This window comes from Streptomyces sp. HUAS MG91 (assembly GCF_040529335.1).
Classification (GTDB): Bacteria; Actinomycetota; Actinomycetes; order Streptomycetales; family Streptomycetaceae; genus Streptomyces; species Streptomyces tabacisoli.
Genome location: NZ_CP159534.1, coordinates 7,484,694 through 7,505,095, shown reverse-complemented (window position 1 = coordinate 7,505,095; position 20,402 = coordinate 7,484,694). Strand labels below are relative to the sequence as shown.

Sequence of the window (20,402 nt, the reverse complement as noted above, 5' to 3'; positions counted from 1 at the left end):
GACCGTGAGCGACTCACCCTCCGGCGCGACGACCTCGATGACGACGTCCTCGATCTGCGCGACCTGAATTTCCTGCTTCATACGAACTCCTTGGATACGGACCGGGCTGTACGTCCCGGACAGTGGCGGGAAGCTCCGTGTGGAGCCATGCCAAGAACGTATGGAGCCAGTCGTTCCGGCATCGTCCCGGCAACGTCGCCCGGACCGTCATCCCACCGTTATGCGGGCAGCTCAGGGAAGTTCGGATCGGTGCGGACGGACGTTCCCACCCTCGATAGCCATGCCGGATTCTTTCCCTCCCCTTGCCCTCCCCTTTTCCATCCGCACTCTTGTCCCCCACGGAGAGGTAGATGCAGGATGCATCCAACCAAGATCATTAGGGGGGTCCGTGCTTCAGGTCTCTGTCCTGCCGTCTCTTCATGTGCGCACGACAACCGGGGAGGTCCTTCTTGGGCCGGCCCAACAACAATTGATCGCCTACCTGGCGACCCGAGCGCAGCCCTCCCCACGGGAACAGGCCGCTACAGACCTCTTCCCTCGAGTACCCCTCCGCAGGGCCTCCGCCCGCCTGCGCCAGCTGATCTGGCGAACACAGCAGACCGCTCCGCTCCTGGCCCAGGCGCGATCCTCGATAGCAATCGCCAAGAACGTCAATATCGACTTCCGGGAAGCCCTCACGGTGATCCAGCGCATCGAAAGAGGAGACACGCTTCACGGCGGATGGGAACTGCTGAGCAGACCACTCCTGAAGGATCTCGACACCCCGTGGGCAGAGGAACTGCGCCACTCATGGGACCTTCGCCGGCTCGCAGCTCTGGAGCAACTGGCCGTCCAGCACATGCGTTCCGGCGAGCTGAGGCCAGCGATCCTGCTGGCAGACCGGGCATCCGAGGTGAACCCCCTGCGAGAAGCACCCCGGCGCATCGCGGTGACATGCTGCGTCCGGGCAGGAGAGCCCGCAGAGGCACATGTACGCGTGAGGGATTTTGAGGCGCTGCTGCGTCGAGAGCTCGGAATCGGCCCCAGTCGACAGCTGGTTCAGGCGCTTGCCTCCCCCGGCACACCCGTCGGGCAGGGGATACGAGCGGCATGACGAAGACAGAACGCAGCGGAGACACCGAGCCGATCGACCAGGACGCGCCGCCCACCGACCGCCATCTCCGTCCGCTGGTCGGCCTGTTGGCCGCACTTGCGGTAGCGCTCACGTCCTCCCGGATCGTCGCAGTAGCGCTTCCCTGGTTCACGCTCGCCATGAGCGGCAGCGCGTCCCGGATGGGCCTGGTCAGCTTCTGCCAGCTGGTTCCCTACGTGCTGGGAAAGGCGCTGACCGGGCCCGTGGTGGACCGGCACGACCCACGGCGGATATCCGCCGCCGCGGACTTGGCAAGTGCCGCCGCCCTTACGGCTGTGCCCCTGCTTTTCCTCACCACAGGCCTACCCACGCCGCTCTTCCTCGCGCTGGTCGCGGTGGTGGGGGCTGCCCGCGCGCCCGGCGACCTGGCGAAGGAGACCATGGTTCCCCAGGTCGCGGAGTGGGCCCGGGTCCCCCTGGTCCGGGCCACCAGCCTCTCCGGCATGGTGGAACAGACCGCTGGCATCGTGGGACTGAGCGGCGGCGGAGTACTGGTCGCCTGGGCCGGGCCCCAAACCGCCCTGCTGGTGAACGCTGCCCTGTTCCTCATGGGCTCGGCAATCCTGACCCTCTTCGTGCCACGCGCCAAGTACCGGACTGCTGCTCGACCTGTCCCCAGCGGGTCCAAGACAAACACGGTGGGGCGTACCAGCTACCGAGCTGACATGTCCGCCGGCCTTCGCTTCCTGCGCGGCGACACCTTCCTGCTGGTGATCATCGCGACACTGGGACTCGGTTCCCTTCTGGACACCGCCTACACCTCGGTGCTGTTGCCTCTCTGGGCCGAACATTCCGGGCGGAACTCCTCCGCGGTCGGCCTGCTCGGTGGCGTCCTCACCGGCTGCGCACTGGGCGGAAGCGCTCTGGCAGCCTGGTGTGCCCATCGGTTCTCGCGACGGATGCTCTTTCTGATCTGCTTCCTGCTCGCAGGCGCCCCGCGCTTCCTCGTTCTGGGTAGCGGCGGTTCCCTGACCGTCGCGGCTGCAGTGATCGCCTGCGCCGGCCTGGCCCAGGGGTTCCTCAACCCGCTGCTGGGCGCGGTGGTTCTCGAGCGGATCCCCCGCCCCATGCTGGGCCGGGTGGGCGGCGTCGCCGACGCGCTGATGTACGCGGGGATTCCCTTCGGCGGTCTGCTGGCGGGCATCGCGGTCGCCGCAGCCGATGTACAGACAGTGCTGCTCTGCGCGGGATGCGGATATCTCCTTATCGCCATGGTCAGCGGCCTGATGCCGCAGTGGCTCGCCATGGACAGCCGAACTGAAGCCACCCGCGGAAACTAACTGACCTGGGTACGGATCTCTTGAAATGACCTACCCGGGCAGGTCGGCATCCGGCTATTCGTAGATGGTTGCTGCCGTAAGAGCTCGGGCAAAGAAGGTCCAGTCGCCTGCGGCCGGCAGTTCTTTGCCGGCATGCCGGTACCAGCTCTCTGATCCCTCAATCCACGCGGTCAGGGCTTCCAGGAAGTGGTCGAGTGTCGGATTCCCCCACTCATGACCTCGCTGTTGGAAGTCGCGATGGAGATCACGCAGAAAGGCGACCAGGTCATTTCGGTCTCGAAGTTCATCGTCAGGTGACAGCAGCATGGCAGCACCGTATCCCCATCCCCTGCGGCCACTTGGGCACGATCACCACCCCAACCACTCGGCGCACCACGCCCACGTACAGCGACGATGCGACCTCGTCGCCGACAGCGGAAGTGGGCCCATCCGAGCACATTGAGATCAGCACCGCGCTACCGGCCGCCTCCCTTCAGCGGCAAGTCCCATCTGCTGATCACGCTGGGCACCGAGGCTGCCATGCAGGGTTTCCGGGTCCGCTACGCGTTGGCGACCAAGCTCGTCAACGAGCTGGTCGAGGCCGCCGATGAGAAGCAGCTGTCGAAGACGATCGCGGGCTACGGACGCGTTGACCTGCTCTGCATCGACGAACTCGACTACATGGAACTCGACCGCCGCGGGGCTGAGTTGCTGTTCCAGGTTCTGACCAAGCGCGAGGAGAAGAACAGCGTCGCGATCGCTTCCAACGAGTCGTTCAGCGGCTGGGCGAAGACGTTCACCGACCCGCGTCTTTGCGCGGCCCTCGTCGACCGGCTCACCTTCAACGGTGTGATCATCCATACCGGCACCGAGTCCTACCGGCTCGCCCGCACCAGGGCTCTGGTCGAACAGGAAGCAACTGGCTGAACCCCGCTTCTCGCTCCTTCAATCACTCATTGCGAGAGACCAGCGTTCTTGGATGACAGCCTGCTTCCGCTCAAGCTCCGCATCCCTCATCCGGTTGGTGAAGGTCCCCGGAATCGTGAGCGAACGCCTGCCAAATCCGACGATCCGCAGGTCCGACCAGATTCCGCTCCGCAACACTCGCTGCCGCCTTTCGATCGCAGCTACCTCGCTCCACGGGATCGATCGTCTGCTGACGAGGGTGCGGAACTCCAACCCCGCCGCGGTGAGGAGCACCCGGCCATAGATCGAGCTCATCGCGCTCAAAACCACTGCCACCGAGAAGACCCCGAAGGCCCCGAACAGCCACCATCCAACCGGCCCACGCGCGGTCAAGCTCATCGCCACCATCACAGCGGCCAGTGCAAGCGTCACGATGCCGTTCCGCCACCAGTACCTTCGGCGGTCATCAGAGTTGAAGCCGATCCAGACATCGGGCATGACCACGATGCTACCGACACGCAGACGAGTTGCACGCCTGAGGCGTGTCACCCCTCGCGTGGCGGCAAAGTGACATCAAGAATCACTGATATTGATCATGAAGATCCGGCGTCACTGACGGGGCCATGTTGCAGAAATACCGCGAGTGGCGCGGCCCGGCCAGGGGTCATCGGGTGCAGGGCCGGGGCGATTTGGGAGGAGACGGGGAGGCCGGGATGAAACAGTCCTCTCTCATCACAGTTCTTCCCATCCGCCCCTCCCGTCTCACGCCCTTGCCACCAGAAAACCCGGGCAGGACGCCATGAAATAGCACTGAACACTCAGTTAGGGCGTGTGTCGAAAGTCCTGACGCCCGCCCGGAGGGCGGGCCCCGCGGTGTCAGGCAGGACTTTCGACACACGCCCTAGGCAGCCGCCGCGTCGCGGGTGACGGCGGCGAGTTCGGCGCGCAGTGCGGCGAACCGGGCGTCGCCGCGCAGGGCCGCCACATCGGTCGTCGCCCCGCGGGGCAGCGGGACGGGCACCTCGTCGATGACCCGGCCCGGGCCCGCCGCCATCACCACGACGCGGGAGCCGAGCAGGACGGCCTCCTCGGCGGAGTGCGTCACGAACACCACGGTCGCCCCGGTGACCCCCGCCAGCGTCCTGACCTCCTCCTGGAGGCGTTCGCGGGTGAGGGCGTCCAGGGCGGCGAACGGCTCGTCCATCAGCAGGATCTGCGGTTCGGCGGCGAGCGCCCGGGCGATGGCCACCCGCTGCTGCTGCCCGCCGGACAGCTCCCAGGTACGCCGGCCTGCCGTCCCGGACAGTCCCACGAGGGAGAGCAACTCCTCGGCGCGGGCGGCCCGTTCGGCGCGGGCGACGCCGTGCCGGGCCAGCGCGAAGGCGAGGTTGCCGCCCACCGTGCGCCAGGGGAAGAGGCGCGGCTGCTGGAAGACGACGCCGACCTTGCGCCGCACCTCCACCGACCCGGCGGCGGGCCGCTCGAACCCGGCGATCAGGCGCAGCAGTGTCGTCTTGCCGCATCCGGACGGTCCGACGAGCACCACGAACTCACCGGGGCGGACCGTCAGCGAGACGTCGTCGACCGCCGTCACGGGGGCTTTGGCCGTGCCGTAGCGGACGACGACCCCGGACAGCTCGACATCGGGCGGTTCGGCGCCGGTCGCGGGCGCCTCGGTCGGGGCGTCCTCAGCGCGCGGCACGGGACAGCTCCTTGACCGCGAGGGCCCGGTCGAAGACCGACTGGTCCGGGACGGCGTCGATGGCTTTCTGGCTCTTGAGGAAGACGGACGCGTCGTGCAGGTTCCGGGCGAGCGCGCCGGGGGCGCCGGGCCTGCCGAGGTAGTCGCCGCCCTGCTGCTCCTTGGCGGTGAGCAGGACCAGTTGGGCGAGCTGCTTCTTGGCCTCCCCCGCACCGAGGTCGAGTTCGGCGCCGATGGCGGTCGCCGCCTTGTCGGGGTCGCTCTTGGCGAGCTTGACGGCCTGGTCCTCCGCCGTGAGCCAGGCGTCCACGATCTTCGGGTGCTCGGCGGCGAACGCGGTGGTGACCACGCCGAGGTCGGCGGTCGGCTTGCCCTGCTCGGCGATCTCCCGGCTGGTGACGAGTACCTTGCCGTCCTTCTCCAGATCGGTGAGCGCGGGCGTCCACACGTACGCGGCGTCGATGTCTCCGCGCTGCCAGGCGGCCAGCGCGTCCTGCGGCTGGAGGTCGACGAGGGTGACGTCGGACGCCTTGAGGCCGGCCGACTCCAGCGCGGCGAGCAGGGAGTAGTGGGAGGTGGAGCCGAAGGGCGTGGCGATCTTCCTGCCCTTGAGCGCCTTGACGGACCCGATGCCCTTCTTGGCGACGAGGGCTTCGTTCTCGCCGATCACGTCGTGGATCCACACCACCTTGTACGGGATGTTCAGCGGTGCCGAGAGGCCCTTGGTGACGGGGCTGGAGCCGGCGAGCCCGAGATCGACGGCGCCGGCGATGACCGCCGTGTTCACGTCGCCGCCCGAGTCGAACTTCACCCACTTCACGTCGACGTCCGGAAGGGCCTTCTCCAGGAGCCGCTGGTTCTTCACCACCAGGTCGGCGTTGGGTATCGCCTGGTAGGCGATGCGCACCTGGGTCTTTCCGCCCCCTTCGGCGGCGTCGGCGCCGTCGCCGCAGGCGGACGCGGTGAGCGCGACCAGGGCGACGGCGGCGGCGAGGAGGGCGGTGCGGGGCGGTGCGGCGGACATGGCGGTTCCTTCGTACGGGGAGTGGGGACGGGCGGTGACGGTGGCGGGGTCAGGCACGGCCGCGCCAGGGGACCGCCAGCCGCTCCACGCCCTTGAAGAGCGCGTCGAGGACGATCCCGGAGAGGCCGATGGCGATGATCCCGGCGATGACGACGTCGGTCTGGTTGTAGCGCTGCGCGTCCCGGATCATGCCGCCGATGCCCGGTGTGCCGTTGATGGTCTCGGCGGCGACGACCGAGGTGTACGCGATGCCGACCGCGATCCGTACGCCGGTCAGGATCTCCGGCAGGGCGGCGGGCAGCCGTACGGAGAGCAGCAGCGACACGGGGCCGGCGCCCAGCGCCCGCGCGGCCTCCACCAGATCGGCCGGGACCCCGCGCACGGCGGCGGCGGTGGCCGCCGCGATGGGCGGCAGCGCGGCGATGACGAGGAGCCAGATCTTCGGGGACTCGTCGATGCCGAACCAGATGACCAGCAGCGACAGGTACGCCAGCGGGGGCAGCGTACGCAGGAAGGTGACGGCGGGCTCCAGGATCACCGCGACCGGGTTGACCACGCCGATCAGCAGCCCCAGCGGAACGCCGGCCAGGGCCGCGTACCCCGTGCCGATGCCGATCCGGCGCAGGGAGACCCCGAGGTGTTCGACGAGCAGGTGGTTGCTGAATCCGCGTACTCCGTCGTGGACGGTCGACGCCTCGACGAAGGCGTGCCAGACGTCTCCGGGTGAGGGGACGAGGACGCGCGGCCAGACGCCCGCGCCGACCACGGCCTGCCAGGCGGCGACGAGGACGACGAGGGCGAGCAGGCGCAGGGCGGTCCAGCGCAGCGCGGCGGCCGCCGCCCAGGTGCGCCGTCCGCGGGAGGGGCGGGATCCGTCCGGCGCGGGGCGGGTGTCCGGCGCCGCGGCTGTCTCCTCGGTCAGGGTCACGCCGCCGCCTCGGCGAGGGCCCGCAGCCGGGGTGCGACCTCTTCGCCGACCCGGTAGGCCTCCTCCAGGTGCGGATAGCCGGACAGGATGAACTCGTCGATCCCCAACTTCCGGTATTCGTCGAGCCGTTGGGCGACCTCGTCGTGCGAGCCGACCAGTGCGGTCCCGGCGCCCTCGCGCACGAGTCCGATGCCGGCCCACAGGTTGGGTGCCACGGTCAGGTTCTCGGCCGAGCCGCCGTGCAGGGCGGCCATCCGCGCCTGTCCGGTCGAGTCCATGCGGGCGAAGCGTTCCTGGGAGGCGCGGACGGCCGCCGGGTCGAGTCCGGCGAGGATCCGGTCGGCCTCCGCCCAGGCCTCGGCGGCGGTGTCCCGGGTGATGATGTGCAGCCGGATCCCGAATCGCGGCCGGCGGCCCAGCTGTGCGGCCTTGTCCCGTACGCGCGCGATGCGTTCGGCGATCGCCGCCGGCGCTTCGCCCCACAGGAGATGGACCTCGGCATGGCGTGCGGCGACGTCCTCGGCGGCCGCGGACGCGCCGCCGAAGTAGAGGGGGACGCGGGACCGCGTGGCCGCGCCGTCGAGGCGGGCGCCCTCCACACGGACATGGCGTCCCGCGAAGTCGACGGGTTTGCCGTCCAGCAACTCCCGTACGACGTGCATGAGTTCGCCGGTCCTGGCGTAGCGCTCCTCCTTGGGGAGCTGGTCGCCGTACGCCCGCTGCTCGGCCGGGTCGCCGCCGGTGACCACGTTCAGGGCGATGCGGTCGCCGAACAACCGGCGGAAGGTGTCGGCCTGTTGGGCGACGAGCGTGGGCTGGGCGAGTCCGGCGCGGAAGGCGACGAGGAACCCGATGCGTTCGGTGACGGCGGCGATCGCCGGGGTGAGCACCCACGGATCGACGCAGCCGAGCCCCACCGGGGTCAGCAGTCCGGCGAACCCCGCGCGCTCGGCGGCGCGGGCGACCTGGGCGAGATAGCCGAGGTCGGCGGCGCGGCGGGTGGCGGCTGCGGTACGGCCCTGGACGGCGGTGACACCGCCCGGGTCGCGACCGTCACCGCCCGTGGGCAGGAACCAGTGCAGAACGGGGCCAGGGGTGGACATGCGGGCACACCTCGACGGGGAAGTCCGGACATGAGGACGGGGAGCACGCCAACGCCCGGCGGCCCGCGTGGTGGTGTCGGAGTGTCAGACCCACCCGGCGGTCCGGGGAACCCGTGCGGTCGGCGGCGGAAAGGGGTCGCTACGGCCCGATGGAGCGGTCAGCAACAGTGCGCGCGACAGAGCGCGTCGACCCGACAGAGCATCCCGGAGACACGCAGCAGATCCACGTGGCGGCGGGAGACCAGAGCGGGGTTCATGGCCGCATGATGACCCGAACCCCGCATCCGCAACAAGCCACGTCCATCATGTGGATCGCCGAACCGGCCCGCCGCGCCCCTCAGCAGCATCTGCTCACCGGCCGGCCGCGCCGACCTCCTCGGCCTCGGCGGCGTCCGCGGCCTCCCAGCGCAGCAGATCGCCCGGCTGGCAGTCGAGCGCCTCGCAGAGCGCGGCGAGGGTGGCGAACCGTACCGCTTTGGCGCGGCCGTTCTTGAGCACCGCCAGATTGGCGGGCGTGATGCCCACGCGCTCCGCGAGATCGCCGACGGACATCTTGCGGCGGGCCAGCATCACGTCGATGTCGACGACGATGGGCATCAGATCACCCCGTCCAGCTCCGCCCGCATCCGCGTCGCCTCGCCGTCGCGCGCGACGGCCTGGGCGAGCAGCATGCGCAGGACGAGCACGATGAGCGCGACGCCCAGGATGGCCACGCCCACGCCGCCCATGATGAGGGTGACGCCCGGATCCTCGCGCTGGCCCGGCGCGTTGAGGGCGGTGACCGTGAACCAGACGAGGGCGGCGCCCACGATCGCGCCGATCATGCCGTTCACGTACCGGAAGGCGGCGTGGGAGAAGACCGTCCCGCGGCGGACCATCGCCACCAGCCGCCATACGCAGACCAGGGCGACCTGCGCCGACACCATGCCGAGGATCGTGACCAGCCGCAGCGGAGTCAGCGGGAGCGACCCGTCCTCGGGGTCTTGGAACAACGCCCACACCATCGACACCTGCACGAACACGGTGCCTGCGAACACCACCACGAGTACGGCGCGCAACGCGCGCACGGTCAGCTGTCCCATGACCCACTCCTGCTCATCCATCGACTTACGGCGGGAATCTATCGAGATTCGATAGATGGGACAAGGGCGGGGCCAGTACAGGGCGTTAACGGACGGGACAGGTCAACGGCTGGTGCGGCCGGCGTCGCGGATCAGGCTTCGACCGCACCGCCCGGCGCATGGCCGGAGAACTCGATGGGCCCGCAGATCAGGCCGCCGATCCCGGTGATGAGCCCCAGCGTGTCCAGGATGCCGTCGATGAGCGACAGTCCCGGCGGTCCGGCCACCAGAATCATCGGCGGCCTGGAGACCGTGGCGCCACCCTCGAGCAGGTCGAGCGCGATCTGTGGCGGCGCGGAGAAGATCGGCGTCGGCTTCCAGCCGCTGAACGGGTTCTTGATCCATTCGCCGCTATGCGTTCACGAATGTGCCGCAGTGCGTCCATGATGTCCGCGAGATCGTCCACGGGAATGCGAATGCGCGACACGACGCCCCCTTCCTCTGCGCGTCTCTCGTCTCGACTCGCGCACGGCCTGGTGAACCGCGCACACCGGGGTCTACGGGGCCCTCGGTGCGGCGGTTCACGCCTGTTGCCGAACGGTGACGAAAGAAATCCGGTACCTCGTGGGCACCGGGCGCCCTAGGCGTCCACGGCCGTTCGCGCGTGGTGTCGTCGCGCGGTCTCCAGCAGCTCTGCCCAGGAGTCGACGTCGGGCCGGCGCCGCAGGAGTGCGCGGCGCTCGCGCTCCGTCATGCCGCCCCACAGCCCGTACTGGATGCGCTGGTCCAGGGCATGGGCAAGGCACTCGGTGCGCACGGGGCACGGCTTGCAGATGCTCTTGGCGTGCGACTGCGCGGCGCCCTCGAGAAACATCTCGTCGGGATCCACCGCGCAGCAGCTCGCTTGCTCTTCCCACTCCACATGCCCCTGTTGCCCCCGCTCGCGGCTTCTACGCCGATCAGCTCGCCGCCGACGGCGGTCACCGGGGCCGCGGGGCCTACTGGGTCGTCATCAGACCGGCCCGGAGCCGCTCCATCACCTGGGTGATCAGCCGGGACACGTGCATCTGCGAGCAGCCGATGTCGTCGGCGATCTCGCGCTGTGTCCGCTCCTCGACGAAGCGCAGATGGATCAGGCGCCGTTCGCGGTCGCCCAGTTCGGCGATGAGCGGGGCCAGGGAGTGGAAGTTCTCGACGAGTTCGAAGCGCTCCTCGTCGACGCCGACGAAGTCGGCCAGCAGGGTCTCCGTCCGGTCGTCGGGTCCGCTGATGGTGGCGTCCAGCGAGACGGCGTTGTAGCCGTTGGCCGCCTTCTGGACCTCGGCGACCTCCGCCGGTTCCAGCTGCATCAGCTCCGCAAGCTCGGCCGTCGACGGCAGCCGGCCCAGGCGGGTGCGCAACTCCTCGGTGGCCCTGGACAGTTCGAGCCGGGCCTCCTGGAGCCGGCGGGGCACGTGCACGGCCCACGACGTGTCGCGGAAGAACCGCTTGATCTCGCCGGTGATGTAGGGGATGGCGAAGGAGGTGAACTCGACCTCCCGGGACAGTTCGAAGCGGTCGATCGCCTTGATCAGACCGATCGTTCCGACCTGGGTGATGTCGTCCATCTGCTGCGCCCCGCGGTGTCTGAAGCGGGTCGCCACGTACTGCACGAGAGAGAGGTTCACCTCGATGAGGACCTTGCGCACATAGCTGTACTCGGCCGTGCCCTCCTCGAGTTCGGCGAACCGGTGGAAGAGCTCCCGAACGACGCCCCGGGCGTCCTTCGGCGCTATCGACGACGGATCCGCACAAGCGCGGGTGACCAGGCTCTCCTCGGCCTCCGCGTCCATGCCGCGGGTGTGTTCCTGTTCGGTCACGCTGATCATGTGTCCGCCTCTGTGAACTGGTGCTCTGATGTCGTGTGCGGCGTGGAACGCTCCGCGCCGGTCCTCGTGGTCATCTGCCGCTCTGCGGTGGCGCGCCCTCCAGCGGAGCCGGCCGGGACTCGGCGCCGGCGGGCTCCTGTTCGGTCTGCGGTGACGCCGGTTCACCGATGAGGTAATCGTGGGTCCCCGTGATGGTCAGCAGCCGTTCCAGGTTCCGGGGGCGTGCGGTGAGGTGCAGGGCCATGCCGGCCCCGTCGAGCCTGCGGCGCAGGGCGAGCAGGGTGGACAGGCCCATGGAGTCGATGCCGAGCAGGCCCGCGCAGTCCAGCCGGAGCACGCGCGCCGCGGGGTGCTCGTCGAGGACCCGGCCGGTCTGCAGGGTGAAGGAGTCGCTGGTGTCGTAGTCGAGCGCTCCGACCAGGACGAGGGTCAGTACGCCGTCGCGCAGGCCGGCGACGGCGAGGTGGAAGGGGGCGTAGGCGGCGGTCATGCGGGCTGTCCGGGTCCGGGAACGGTCAGGGCATCGCGCGCCGCGGTGAGGATGTGGCCGGCGCGCGGGAAATCCTTCAACTGGTGGCGCAGGGAGTCGAGTGCGGGCAGCAGGCTGCGCGGCGGGACGCCGCGGGCCTGGAGGATGCCGGCGGTCCACCCGACGAAGGTGGTGAACAGCTCGGCGTCGTCGACGTACACGGCGGTGGCCAGGTAGGTGACGATGTGGTCGATGTCCTCGGCGGTGCGCTCGCGTTGGTACGCGCTGTAGGCGCGCATCGGCGGGAACGCGTCCTCGACGTCGGTGAGCGTCTGCTTGACCAGTTGCCGCTTCGACTGTCTGACCAGGGTGTACTCCTGGTCGTTGAGGTGGGGCAGGTCCAGGTCGGGCAGCCGGGCCGCGTCCGCGGTGGGCCGGTCGAGTCCCCGCGTCAGCAGGGTGTGCGCGCCGACGGCGTCCGGGGCCCAGGCGGCCTGCATCCGGCGGGCATAGCGCCCTCCGGGGCCGAACGCGGCGCCGCCCGCGACGACCGGGACGCCCGCCGCCTGGCAGGCGCTGATCGCGGTGTGGGCGGTGGGCAGGTGCGAGGGGATCGACGAGGACAGCAGGACGGCTTCGGCCTTCCGCTGGTGGAGGTGGGCGATCAGGTGCTCGGTCGGCACCTGCGCGCCCAGGTAGTCCACGTGCCAGCCGCGCAGCCGCAGCACCTCGGTGACCAGGCGGGCGGGCAGGGCGTGCCACTCGCCGTCCACGCAGGCGACGGTCACCCGGCCCAGCGGTTCCGTGGCGGCGTGCGCGGGGACGGGTGCGGACGCGGCCACGTCGGCGACGGCGGAGATGCACCGCTCGTTGATCGCGGTGGCCGCGTGTTCCTGCGCCACGGTGATGGTGTTGGCCGCCCATTGCACGCCGACGCGCTCCTGCACCGGTGCGATCAGCTCCAGCAGGGTCCGCTCCGCCGCGGCCCGCACCTGCGGTGAGGTGTCCGGGCCCACGGCGTGGCGCACCAGGGCGATCGCGTGCGTCTCGTCGCAGTCGATCGCCGCCCGCCACAGCTGCTCGCGCAGTTCCTCCAGGCCGGGTTCGGCCACGCTTGCGCGGGTGTTGTTCTGTGTGGTCATGGAGTGAACCTGCCCCGAGTGTGCCCGTCCACGGCCGCGAGATGGTTCCTGCGGGGCGCGGTGATGGACAGCAGCGCCATGTCGTCGTGCGGGACGCCGTCGGCCCACTGGGTCGCGACCATCTGCACCCGTTCGGTGACCGCCTCGGCGGGCATTCCGGCGCACTCGGCCAGCGTGTGGTGCAGGCGCTCCTCGCCGAACAGGACGTCGCCGAGCGGGCCGCCGCGGGCCTCGGTGATGCCGTCGGAGTAGAGCAGGCAGGTCTCGCCCGGCGCGAGGTCGACGGATGCCGTGGTGATCTTCAGCAGGTCGGTGGGGAGCGCGCCGATCAGGACTCCCTTGGTGTCCGCCTCCTCGACCCGCCCGTCGGCGCGCAGGATCAGCGGCGTGGGGTGACCGGCGCTGGACACCCGCAGGCGCAGCCGGTTCCCGTCCCGCCGCACGGACGCCAGGGCGAGGGTCGCGAAGCGCGTGTGGTGCGAGGACAGCAGCGCGTTGTTCAGCAGCGTGAGCAGCTTGAGGTGGTCGGCGGCGAACGGCAGCAGTGCCTCGATGGTGTTGCGGATCTTGCCGGTCAGCACGGCCGCCTCGAGTCCCTTGCCGCACACGTCGCCCAGGACCGCGAAGGTCTCCGCGTCCGCGCTCTCGGCGGGGTGGACGTCGTAGAAGTCGCCGCCGACCCGCTCGGTGGCGGTGGCGGCACGGTAGCGGCCGGAGAAGTCGATGCCGTGCACGCCCTCGAGGACCGGCGGCAGCAGTTCCCGCATCAGGACGTCGGTGATGTGCGACTGCTCGGCGTAGATCCGCGCCGCGGACAGGGCCACACCGGCGCGGGCGGCGAAGAGCCGGGCGAAGGCCTCCTCGGCCTCGGTGAACGCGGCTTCCTCGGACTGCCGCAGCAGCACGATGGCACCGGCCGGCACGCCGTGCCCGGGCAGCGGCACCACCACGACGGAGCCGATCTCCGCGCCCCCTTCCGTGAACTGGCGCGGGACCGCCCAGTCCGGGACCTGCGCCGGGTCGATCCAGCGCGAGGGCACGGGAGGGAAGCCCGCGAGGGCCTCCGGGAGTCCCGGCATGCTGTCCGGGTCCACCGCGATCTTCTCCTGCTCCACCGGTCCGCCGGTGACACAGCGGGTCACGGGGTAGAGCCGGCCGGCCCGGACGCCGACGATGACCGCCGCGTCCGCGAGGTGCTGCGCGGCCATACGAGCGGTCACCTCCATGCATCGGTCCACGTTCAGGGACGCCAGGAGTTCGCCGGAGATCTCCTGGAGAACTCGTGAGCGGTCCCGCTCACCGGCCAGCTCGTCGCGTACGCCGCGCAGATCGCTGTCGTCGACCAGCCACCACGCCACGGAGCCGTCGGCGGTGCGGCTGGGGAACGCGTCCACCGTCGCCTCGCCGATCGGGCCGCGGGCGGCCTCGACCGGGGTCGGGCCGTCGCCGCCGACGGCGCGCAGGGCCTCGGCGTGCGCGTCGGCCAGCCAGGAAGGCGCCACGTCCGACAGCAGCGCCCCGGCCCGTACCCTCTCCAGGAGAGCACCGGCCCGGTCGTTGCAGGACAGTACGCGGCCCCTTCGGTCCACCGTGACCGACGGGTACGGGATGCTGCGGCCGGCGGGACCGGCCGCGGGGCGGGCACTTCGGGAGCCGATCGGCTCCATTGGGGTTTTCATCGCACGGGACCCGCAGAGCGCGGCCCCCACCACCCTTCGTTGGGGTCTAGGGCAGTTAACAACGTTGGACAACTGACCTAGGCTGCTCCTTGATCCTTACGAACCAACATAGTTGCCATAGGGCAACAGTCGCACGATCAAGGGCCTCGCGGCAACCATGCCGCCGCCGGAACCGATCGCGGGACCGGGTACCAGGGCCGAGCGTTTCTATGCGCAACGGCTCACGACGCGCGAAACCCCCGCGCGATCGGCCGATATCTCCCAAACCTTCACAACCATCCCCATATGGTCACGCCGCCAGACGGATATATCCCGTGGATCGGGAACACGTGACATACCCGCACCGACAGCCTCAGCCCCGAGAGGTGCACTTCATCTCATGGAAGACGGTGACGGTCGCACCGACCACATCGGCCCACCGGAGGATCCCCGCTCCTCCCTGCCCGCGGACACGGCCGCGGCAGTCGACACACTCGTGGCTCTGTGGACACGCACGGCCAGGACCGGCACCCCGCAGCTCTCCGCCCTGCAACTGCACGCCCTGCACGCCGTCAGGACCGCGCCGGGCCTCACCCTGGGCGCGCTGGCCGGCGCGGTCGGCACCGCACCGTCGGCCGCCAGCCGGCTGTGCGACCGGCTCGAAGCGGCCGGCATGATCCGGCGGGAACCCCAGCCGACGAACCGGCGCACGATCCGCCTCGCCCTGACCCGGCGCGGACAGGACGCGCTCGACGCCGTGTCGGCCCGGCGGGAACTCCTGCTCCGCGAGGTGCTCGACCTCATGTCGAGCGACACGCGCGGGCAGCTGCTGAGCGGGCTGACCGCTTTCGCCGCCGCGTCGCGCGCGGCCGAACCCGACGAACCGCGCCGCCCCTGAGTCTCCTCGCGCGGGTCAGGACCGGACGTCGCGGCCGAACCAGTCCAGGCAGAGCACCAGCGCGTCGTCGGCGACCTCTGGGCCCGCCCCCTGATCCAGATACGCGGACAGGTCCTGGAGGATCGCACGGGGCACCGCGGCGGCGGGCAGCAGCCGGGCCGCCTGGATCGCGCGGGCCAGCATCTTCTCGCCGAAGGTCTCGCCCTTGTCGGAGAGCGCGGCGAAGACCCCGTCGCTGACGAAGATCAGGCGGTCCCCCGGCACCACCCGGAAGTCCTGCGTGACGTAGTCGGTCTCCTCGAACATGCCCAGCGGCATCTGCGCGTCGAACTCGATGTGCTCCACCGTCCTGTCCCGGTGGCGCCACAGCTGGGGAGAGCCCCCGTCGACGACCTGGACGCGGCCGGTGTCCAGGTCGAAGGAGAGCAGGAGCGTGGCGACGTACTCCTCGCCGCGGTACTGGGCGAACAGCGCCTGGTCGGCCAGCGCCGCCTGGTCCGCGATGCCGATGCCCGCCCGACGGGCGTTGCGCAGGGCGTTGACGGCCAGGCTCGTCAGCAGCGCGGCCTGGATGCCCTCACCCATGCCGTTGGTGATGCTGAGGGTGAGCGTGCTCGCGGTCTCCGCCCAGTCGAAGTTGTCGCCGTAGATGGCGTACGCGGGCTCCAGCTGAGCCCCGATCTCGTACTCCTTGCGGGCGCAGGCACGGCCGGGAAGGAGGTGCCACTGCACCTCCGCGGCGAGCGTGAGGCGGCTGGCGCGGCGGGCCTGGAGGTAGACGTCCGTGTCGCGTTCCGCGACGAGGATCTCGTGCCCGACGATGTCGGCGATCGCGGTGATCTCGTCGAGCACCTGCGGCGCGACCTTCTCCTCGGCGGGCCGGACGGGCAGCCGCACGGACAGGATCCCGAGCCGGTCCCCGTGCGCGGTCACCGGCACGTAGAGGTCGACGCACTCCTGGTGCCCGACCACCTGGACGCGCTCGCGGCTGTCGAAGGCGCGCCCCTGCGGGCTGCCCTTGATCGGCACCTGCCGGGGTTCGGTCCGGCCGTCGGCGACGGACTGGAGCACCTTGGTGCTGTAGTCGGCGAGCAGCAGTTCGACCTGCACCGCCCCGTAGTGCTCGGCCAGCGCGGCCCGCGCCGCCGGAAGGAGGTCGTACGGCGCGGCGGTGCGCAGCGCGCGTTCCACGGCCAGGAAGTTAGTCACGGCAGCCTTCGTCGGTGGTGCGAGCACAGCTCAGCGATGGTCGGGGGATCAGGCCGAACGGCCGAACAGAATCATTGCATCCCGGCAAATATTGTCGGGATGCAACGGTTGAGTGTATCTCTCACGACCGAAGCGTTCAGCGGGTGTTGACCTCCGGCGCCGGAAGAAGGCGCACGCGCCGAGGACCGATGCGCCGGGGGCACGGATCCGCCCGGGACAGCGGCACACGTCTCCCCGGGCGCGATGGGGGCAGGAAGGTCGAACGCCGTTCAAGTGCTCGATCGTTCAGGCGATCGCCGAGGAGTTCCCGTCCTCCGCCCGGGCCAGGCCGATGCGCTCGGCCGCCGCCTGCCGCAGCTTCTCCAGCCCCTCGGACAGGGCGCCGAGATCGGCAGGCGCCATGGCCCGCAGCACCGCCTCGAACTCACGCATGCGCGCCAGGCGCAGTTCCTCCAGCACCCTCGCGCCCTGTGGGCTCAGGGTCAGCTCGACCTCGCGCCGGCTCGTCGCGCTGGGAATCCGCTCCAGCAGACCGGCGGCCTCCAGCCGGTCACACAGACGGCTCACGGAGGACGGACCGGTCCCCAGCGCTTCCCCCAGCATGCGCTGATTGACGCTCCGCTGCTCCTCCACCACCTTCAGGGCCCGCAACTGCGACGGCGGGAGCGGCCCCGGCGGCGCGGTCTCCTGTCCCCGGCCCCAGAGCACCTCGAGCAGCTCGGCCGCGCGGCTCGCGGTGTGAGCCACCTGTTCGGGACGGCGGGGAGGAAGATGTCGGGGCATTCCTGCACCCTCTCTGCGGGAGAGTGACCTGGGCGGTCGTCGAGTTTACCGTGCCGCCCCATCGGGGCGGGACGCATCGGGCAAGTCGGCGGTTCGGTTCCCGAGGTTTAGCTCCCGGCCCTGGGGCCAGTCGGAGGGCAGCACATGACGTCGATGCCAAGGGAGCGTGAGCGGACATGACCGCCAACGAGAAGGCCAAGGCGAAGACCGAACAGGCCGTGGGCGCCGCCAAGAAGAAGGCCGGCCGCGTCGTGGGCAATGAGCGCCTCACCGCAGAGGGCCGGGCCGAGCAGATGAAGGGTGACGCCCGTCAGGCCAAGGAGAAGACCAAGGACATCGGCAAACACTGACCCGCGCGACAGATCGGCGAAGGGGCGGCCCCGGTCGGGACCGCCCCTTCGTCGTGCCCGCAGCCTCCCATGGCCGCACCACCCCCACCGCTTGCTCGAAACTGCTCGAAAAAGCCTCCGTTCGCGCAACATTGACAGTGCATCATCAAGGTGGTCTAGTCCGCTAGAGCATGTGCCAACCGTGGAGGCTCACCCATGTTCCGCACGAAGCACAGATCTCGCAGGACACCGCTCATGGCCGTTCTGGCCGCGGCCGCCCTGTCCGCCGCTCCCCTCACCCTCGGCTCCGGCCCGGCCGTCGCCGGACCCCGGGCCGAGGCGGGCCCGCCCGCCATCACCCCCACTCCCCGCTCCGAGCAGCAGCGCTCCGACCGGATCACCGTCACTCCCTCCGTCACGGTCGTCACCGGGCAGGCGTCCGACCCGGCCGCCGTGCGCCTGACCACCGCCGTCCTGAAGGCGGCAGGTGCCCGGACCGTCACCTCGTCCCGGCACGTCCCCGCCGCGTCCGGCTCGCTGACGGTCTACGTCGGCGGCCCGGCCGAGAACCCGGCCTCGGCTGACGCGCTCGCCGCCCTGCGCACCGAAGGACCGTCCGGGCTCGGCGCCGAGGGCTACGTCCTCGCGCTGGGCCGCGCCGCCGGGGAGGGCGCGGGCCGCATCGTCCTGTCCGGCGCCGACCCCACCGGCACGTACTACGCGGCGCAGTCGCTCCGCCAGGTGCTGCCGCAGCGCAAGACCCCCGGCGCCCAGGTGCGGGGCCTGGCCGTGCGCGACTGGCCGTCGACACCGGTGCGCGGCGTCATCGAGGGCTTCTACGGCACACCCTGGTCGCACCGGGCGCGCCTGGACCAGCTCGACGACTACGGCAGGCACAAGATGAACATCTACGTGTACTCGCCGAAGGACGACCCCTATCTGCGCGCCAAATGGCGCGACCCCTACCCGGCGGACCAGCTCGCCCAGTTGAGGGAACTGGTGGACCGGGCCCGCGCGAACCACGTCGAGTTCACCTACGCCCTCTCCCCCGGCCTCAGCGTCTGCTACAGCTCCGACACCGACCTCACCGCTCTGACGGACAAGTTCCAGACGCTCTGGGACATCGGGGTACGGCAGTTCGCGGTCCCGCTGGACGACATCAGCTACACCGACTGGAACTGCGACGCCGACAAGGCGAAGTGGGGCACCGGCGGCGGCGCGGCCGGACAGGCCCAGGCGTATCTGCTCAACCGCGTCAACGAGCGGTTCATCGCGACGCACGACGGCGCGCTGCCGTTGCAGATGGTGCCGACGGAGTACTACGACACCGCCTCGACCCCGTACAAGACGGCACTGGCCGGGCAGCTCGACAAGGACGTGCTCGTCGAGTGGACGGGCGAGGGCGTCGTGGCGCCGACGATGACGGTGGAGCAGGCGAAGAGGGCCAAGGAGGTCTTCGGGCACGCGATCCTGACCTGGGACAACTACCCCGTCAACGACTACGCGACCGGGCGGCTCTTCCTCGGCCCGTTCCACGGCCGGGAGAAGGGGCTCGCCGAGCAGCTGGCCGGCATCACCGCCAACCCGATGATCCAGCCCTACGCCTCGAAGCTCGCCCTGCACACCGTCGCCGACTACACCTGGAACGACGAGGCGTACGACCCCGACGCCTCCTACGGCGGCGCGGTGCGGGAGGCCGCGGGCGGGAACGCCGAGGTCGAGCGCGCGCTGCGGACGTTCACCGACGTCAACCACAGCTCGCCGGTCAACTCCGTGGAAGCGCCCGAACTCTCGGCTCTGATGAAGGGCTACTGGGAGGGTTCGGTTCCGGCGTCCCGGCTGAAAGCGGCGTTCGTCGCGCTGCGCGACGCTCCGGCGACCATCCGGGAGGGCGCCGAGCCGGGCTTCGTCGACGACGCCGGTCCCTGGCTGGACTCGGCGCGGTCGTGGGGCGTCGCCGGGATCGCGGCGATCCGCCTCCTGGAGGAGCAGCGCGCCGGTCGCACGGCCGCGGCCTGGACCGTCCGCCAGCAGTTGCCGGGGCTGATCGCCGAGGCGAAGTCGTACCGGTACACCGACCTCAACGGGAACAAGATCCCGGTGGTCGTCGGGGAGGGTGTTCTCGAACCGTTCTTCGCGAAGGTCCTCGACGCCTCCAACCAGCGGCTCGGTCTGCCGCCGCAGCCGACCGCCACGACGGATCTCCCCGTCTACAACGGCAACACCCCCGACCGCATGACCGACGGCGACGACTCCACGTACTTCTGGAGCAGTCGACCTCCGAAGGCGGACGAGAGCGTCGTCGTCGACCTGGGCGGGCAGCAGCCGCTCGGCCCGGTGACGGTGGCCATGGGCAAGTCCGGCAGCACCGAGGACTATCTGCACCGGGGCGTCCTCGAATACTCGTCGGACGGGACGACATGGCACGCGCTGGGTGCGGAGTTCGACGGGAAGGCGACGTGGACGGCGGACGCGCCGAGCGGCACGACCGCCCGGTACGTCCGGGCCCGCGCGACGGCCGGCCAGGAGAACTGGCTGGTGGTCCGGGAGTTCACCGTGGCGCGCCCCGACCGGCCGACGGTGAGCGGCGGCCCGGCTCCCGCCAGCGGCAGCAGCCTGGCCGCCGCCGCTGACGGCGTTCCCGAGACCGCCTACCGCGCGGCCTCCGCACCGGCTCCGGGCGACGCGCTCACGGTGACCTCGGCCGCGCCGCGCGCGGTGGCGTCGGTGACCGTGCTGCGACCGGACGACGCCACCGCCTCGAAGGCCCGGGTCCAACTGCGGGTCGACGGCGCGTGGCGGACCCTCGGCCGGCTCGACGGTGCCGTCACCACGCGGCCCGCGCCCGCGGGGACGAACGCGGACGCGGTGCGGCTCGTCTGGGACGACGGTTCGGCTCCGCCCGTGGTGAGCGAGGTGATCGTCAAGTAG

21 protein-coding genes and 1 pseudogene are annotated in these 20,402 nt (G+C 70.5%); 6 read left to right on the top strand and 16 right to left on the bottom strand.

Annotated features, from left to right (window positions below; genetic code table 11):
- The first annotated feature begins 160 nt into the window (after positions 1-160).
- Positions 161-1,093, top strand: coding sequence for a bacterial transcriptional activator domain-containing protein (locus ABII15_RS33930; protein WP_353946103.1), 933 nt, complete (start codon positions 161-163; stop codon positions 1,091-1,093).
- The gene (locus ABII15_RS33925; protein WP_353946102.1) at positions 1,090-2,412 is read left to right on the top strand and encodes an MFS transporter; all 1,323 of its coding nucleotides are present in this window, start codon (positions 1,090-1,092) and stop codon (positions 2,410-2,412) included. The genes ABII15_RS33930 and ABII15_RS33925 overlap by 4 nt, the downstream gene beginning before the upstream one ends.
- Before the next feature lie 54 nt (positions 2,413-2,466).
- On the opposite strand, the gene ABII15_RS33920 is transcribed toward ABII15_RS33925, so the two are convergent.
- Positions 2,467-2,718 (bottom strand): hypothetical protein, encoded by a 252-nt coding sequence (locus ABII15_RS33920; RefSeq protein ID WP_353946101.1) that lies wholly within the window; start codon positions 2,716-2,718, stop codon positions 2,467-2,469.
- Between the two features lie 168 nt (positions 2,719-2,886).
- Here ABII15_RS33920 and ABII15_RS33915 point away from each other — a divergent pair.
- Positions 2,887-3,318 (top strand): annotated as a pseudogene (locus ABII15_RS33915) (ATP-binding protein); the annotation flags it as partial.
- Positions 3,319-3,336: 18 nt separating this feature from the next.
- Here the strand turns inward: ABII15_RS33915 and ABII15_RS33910 are convergent.
- From ABII15_RS33910 to ABII15_RS33850, 13 genes are all read right to left on the bottom strand, one after another.
- Positions 3,337-3,795 carry a hypothetical protein gene (locus ABII15_RS33910; protein ID WP_353946100.1) on the bottom strand — a complete coding sequence of 153 codons (459 nt, stop codon included), beginning with the start codon at positions 3,793-3,795 and terminating at the stop codon, positions 3,337-3,339.
- 403 nt (positions 3,796-4,198) lie between these two features.
- On the bottom strand, positions 4,199-4,933 hold the full coding sequence (locus tag ABII15_RS33905) for an ABC transporter ATP-binding protein (RefSeq protein ID WP_353947286.1): 735 nt from the start codon (positions 4,931-4,933) through the stop codon (positions 4,199-4,201).
- A gap of 52 nt (positions 4,934-4,985) precedes the next feature.
- Complete coding sequence (locus tag ABII15_RS33900; protein ID WP_353946099.1) at positions 4,986-6,023, bottom strand: ABC transporter substrate-binding protein; 1,038 nt, start codon at positions 6,021-6,023, stop codon at positions 4,986-4,988.
- Positions 6,024-6,072: 49 nt separating this feature from the next.
- A complete protein-coding gene (locus ABII15_RS33895; RefSeq protein ID WP_353946098.1) occupies positions 6,073-6,951 on the bottom strand; it encodes an ABC transporter permease in 879 nt (292 codons plus the stop codon).
- Complete coding sequence (locus ABII15_RS33890; protein ID WP_353946097.1) at positions 6,948-8,054, bottom strand: LLM class flavin-dependent oxidoreductase; 1,107 nt, start codon at positions 8,052-8,054, stop codon at positions 6,948-6,950. Before ABII15_RS33890 ends, ABII15_RS33895 begins: the two co-directional genes overlap by 4 nt.
- A 351-nt stretch (positions 8,055-8,405) precedes the next feature.
- The gene (locus tag ABII15_RS33885) at positions 8,406-8,651 is read right to left on the bottom strand and encodes a helix-turn-helix transcriptional regulator (protein ID WP_353946096.1); all 246 of its coding nucleotides are present in this window, start codon (positions 8,649-8,651) and stop codon (positions 8,406-8,408) included.
- On the bottom strand, positions 8,651-9,136 hold the full coding sequence (locus ABII15_RS33880; protein WP_353946095.1) for a DUF2975 domain-containing protein: 486 nt from the start codon (positions 9,134-9,136) through the stop codon (positions 8,651-8,653). The genes ABII15_RS33885 and ABII15_RS33880 overlap by 1 nt, the downstream gene beginning before the upstream one ends.
- Before the next feature lie 131 nt (positions 9,137-9,267).
- Complete coding sequence (locus ABII15_RS33875) at positions 9,268-9,411, bottom strand: hypothetical protein (RefSeq protein WP_353946094.1); 144 nt, start codon at positions 9,409-9,411, stop codon at positions 9,268-9,270.
- A gap of 344 nt (positions 9,412-9,755) precedes the next feature.
- Positions 9,756-10,037, bottom strand: a complete 282-nt coding sequence (locus ABII15_RS33870; RefSeq protein ID WP_353946093.1) for a WhiB family transcriptional regulator — start codon at positions 10,035-10,037, stop codon at positions 9,756-9,758.
- 76 nt (positions 10,038-10,113) lie between these two features.
- Entirely contained in the window at positions 10,114-10,947 is an 834-nt protein-coding gene (locus tag ABII15_RS33865) for a SigB/SigF/SigG family RNA polymerase sigma factor (RefSeq protein WP_353947285.1), read from the bottom strand.
- Positions 10,948-11,053: 106 nt separating this feature from the next.
- Entirely contained in the window at positions 11,054-11,473 is a 420-nt protein-coding gene (locus ABII15_RS33860; protein WP_353946092.1) for an STAS domain-containing protein, read from the bottom strand.
- Positions 11,470-12,594: a cobalamin-dependent protein gene (locus ABII15_RS33855; RefSeq protein WP_353946091.1), complete on the bottom strand. Its 1,125-nt coding sequence runs from the start codon at positions 12,592-12,594 to the stop codon at positions 11,470-11,472. Before ABII15_RS33855 ends, ABII15_RS33860 begins: the two co-directional genes overlap by 4 nt.
- Entirely contained in the window at positions 12,591-14,261 is a 1,671-nt protein-coding gene (locus ABII15_RS33850; protein ID WP_353946090.1) for a PP2C family protein-serine/threonine phosphatase, read from the bottom strand. The genes ABII15_RS33855 and ABII15_RS33850 overlap by 4 nt, the downstream gene beginning before the upstream one ends.
- A 391-nt stretch (positions 14,262-14,652) precedes the next feature.
- Here ABII15_RS33850 and ABII15_RS33845 point away from each other — a divergent pair, with 391 nt between their 5' ends.
- Entirely contained in the window at positions 14,653-15,150 is a 498-nt protein-coding gene (locus ABII15_RS33845; protein ID WP_353946089.1) for a MarR family transcriptional regulator, read from the top strand.
- Positions 15,151-15,165: 15 nt separating this feature from the next.
- On the opposite strand, the gene ABII15_RS33840 is transcribed toward ABII15_RS33845, so the two are convergent.
- Positions 15,166-16,359 (bottom strand): PP2C family protein-serine/threonine phosphatase, encoded by a 1,194-nt coding sequence (locus tag ABII15_RS33840; RefSeq protein ID WP_353946088.1) that lies wholly within the window; start codon positions 16,357-16,359, stop codon positions 15,166-15,168.
- Positions 16,360-16,644: 285 nt separating this feature from the next.
- Positions 16,645-17,142, bottom strand: coding sequence for a MarR family transcriptional regulator (locus tag ABII15_RS33835; protein ID WP_353946087.1), 498 nt, complete (start codon positions 17,140-17,142; stop codon positions 16,645-16,647).
- Positions 17,143-17,318: 176 nt separating this feature from the next.
- Between ABII15_RS33835 and ABII15_RS33830 the strand changes: the two genes are divergently transcribed.
- Entirely contained in the window at positions 17,319-17,492 is a 174-nt protein-coding gene (locus ABII15_RS33830; RefSeq protein ID WP_353946086.1) for a CsbD family protein, read from the top strand.
- Positions 17,493-17,726: 234 nt separating this feature from the next.
- Positions 17,727-20,402: a beta-N-acetylglucosaminidase domain-containing protein gene (locus ABII15_RS33825; RefSeq protein ID WP_353946085.1), complete on the top strand. Its 2,676-nt coding sequence runs from the start codon at positions 17,727-17,729 to the stop codon at positions 20,400-20,402.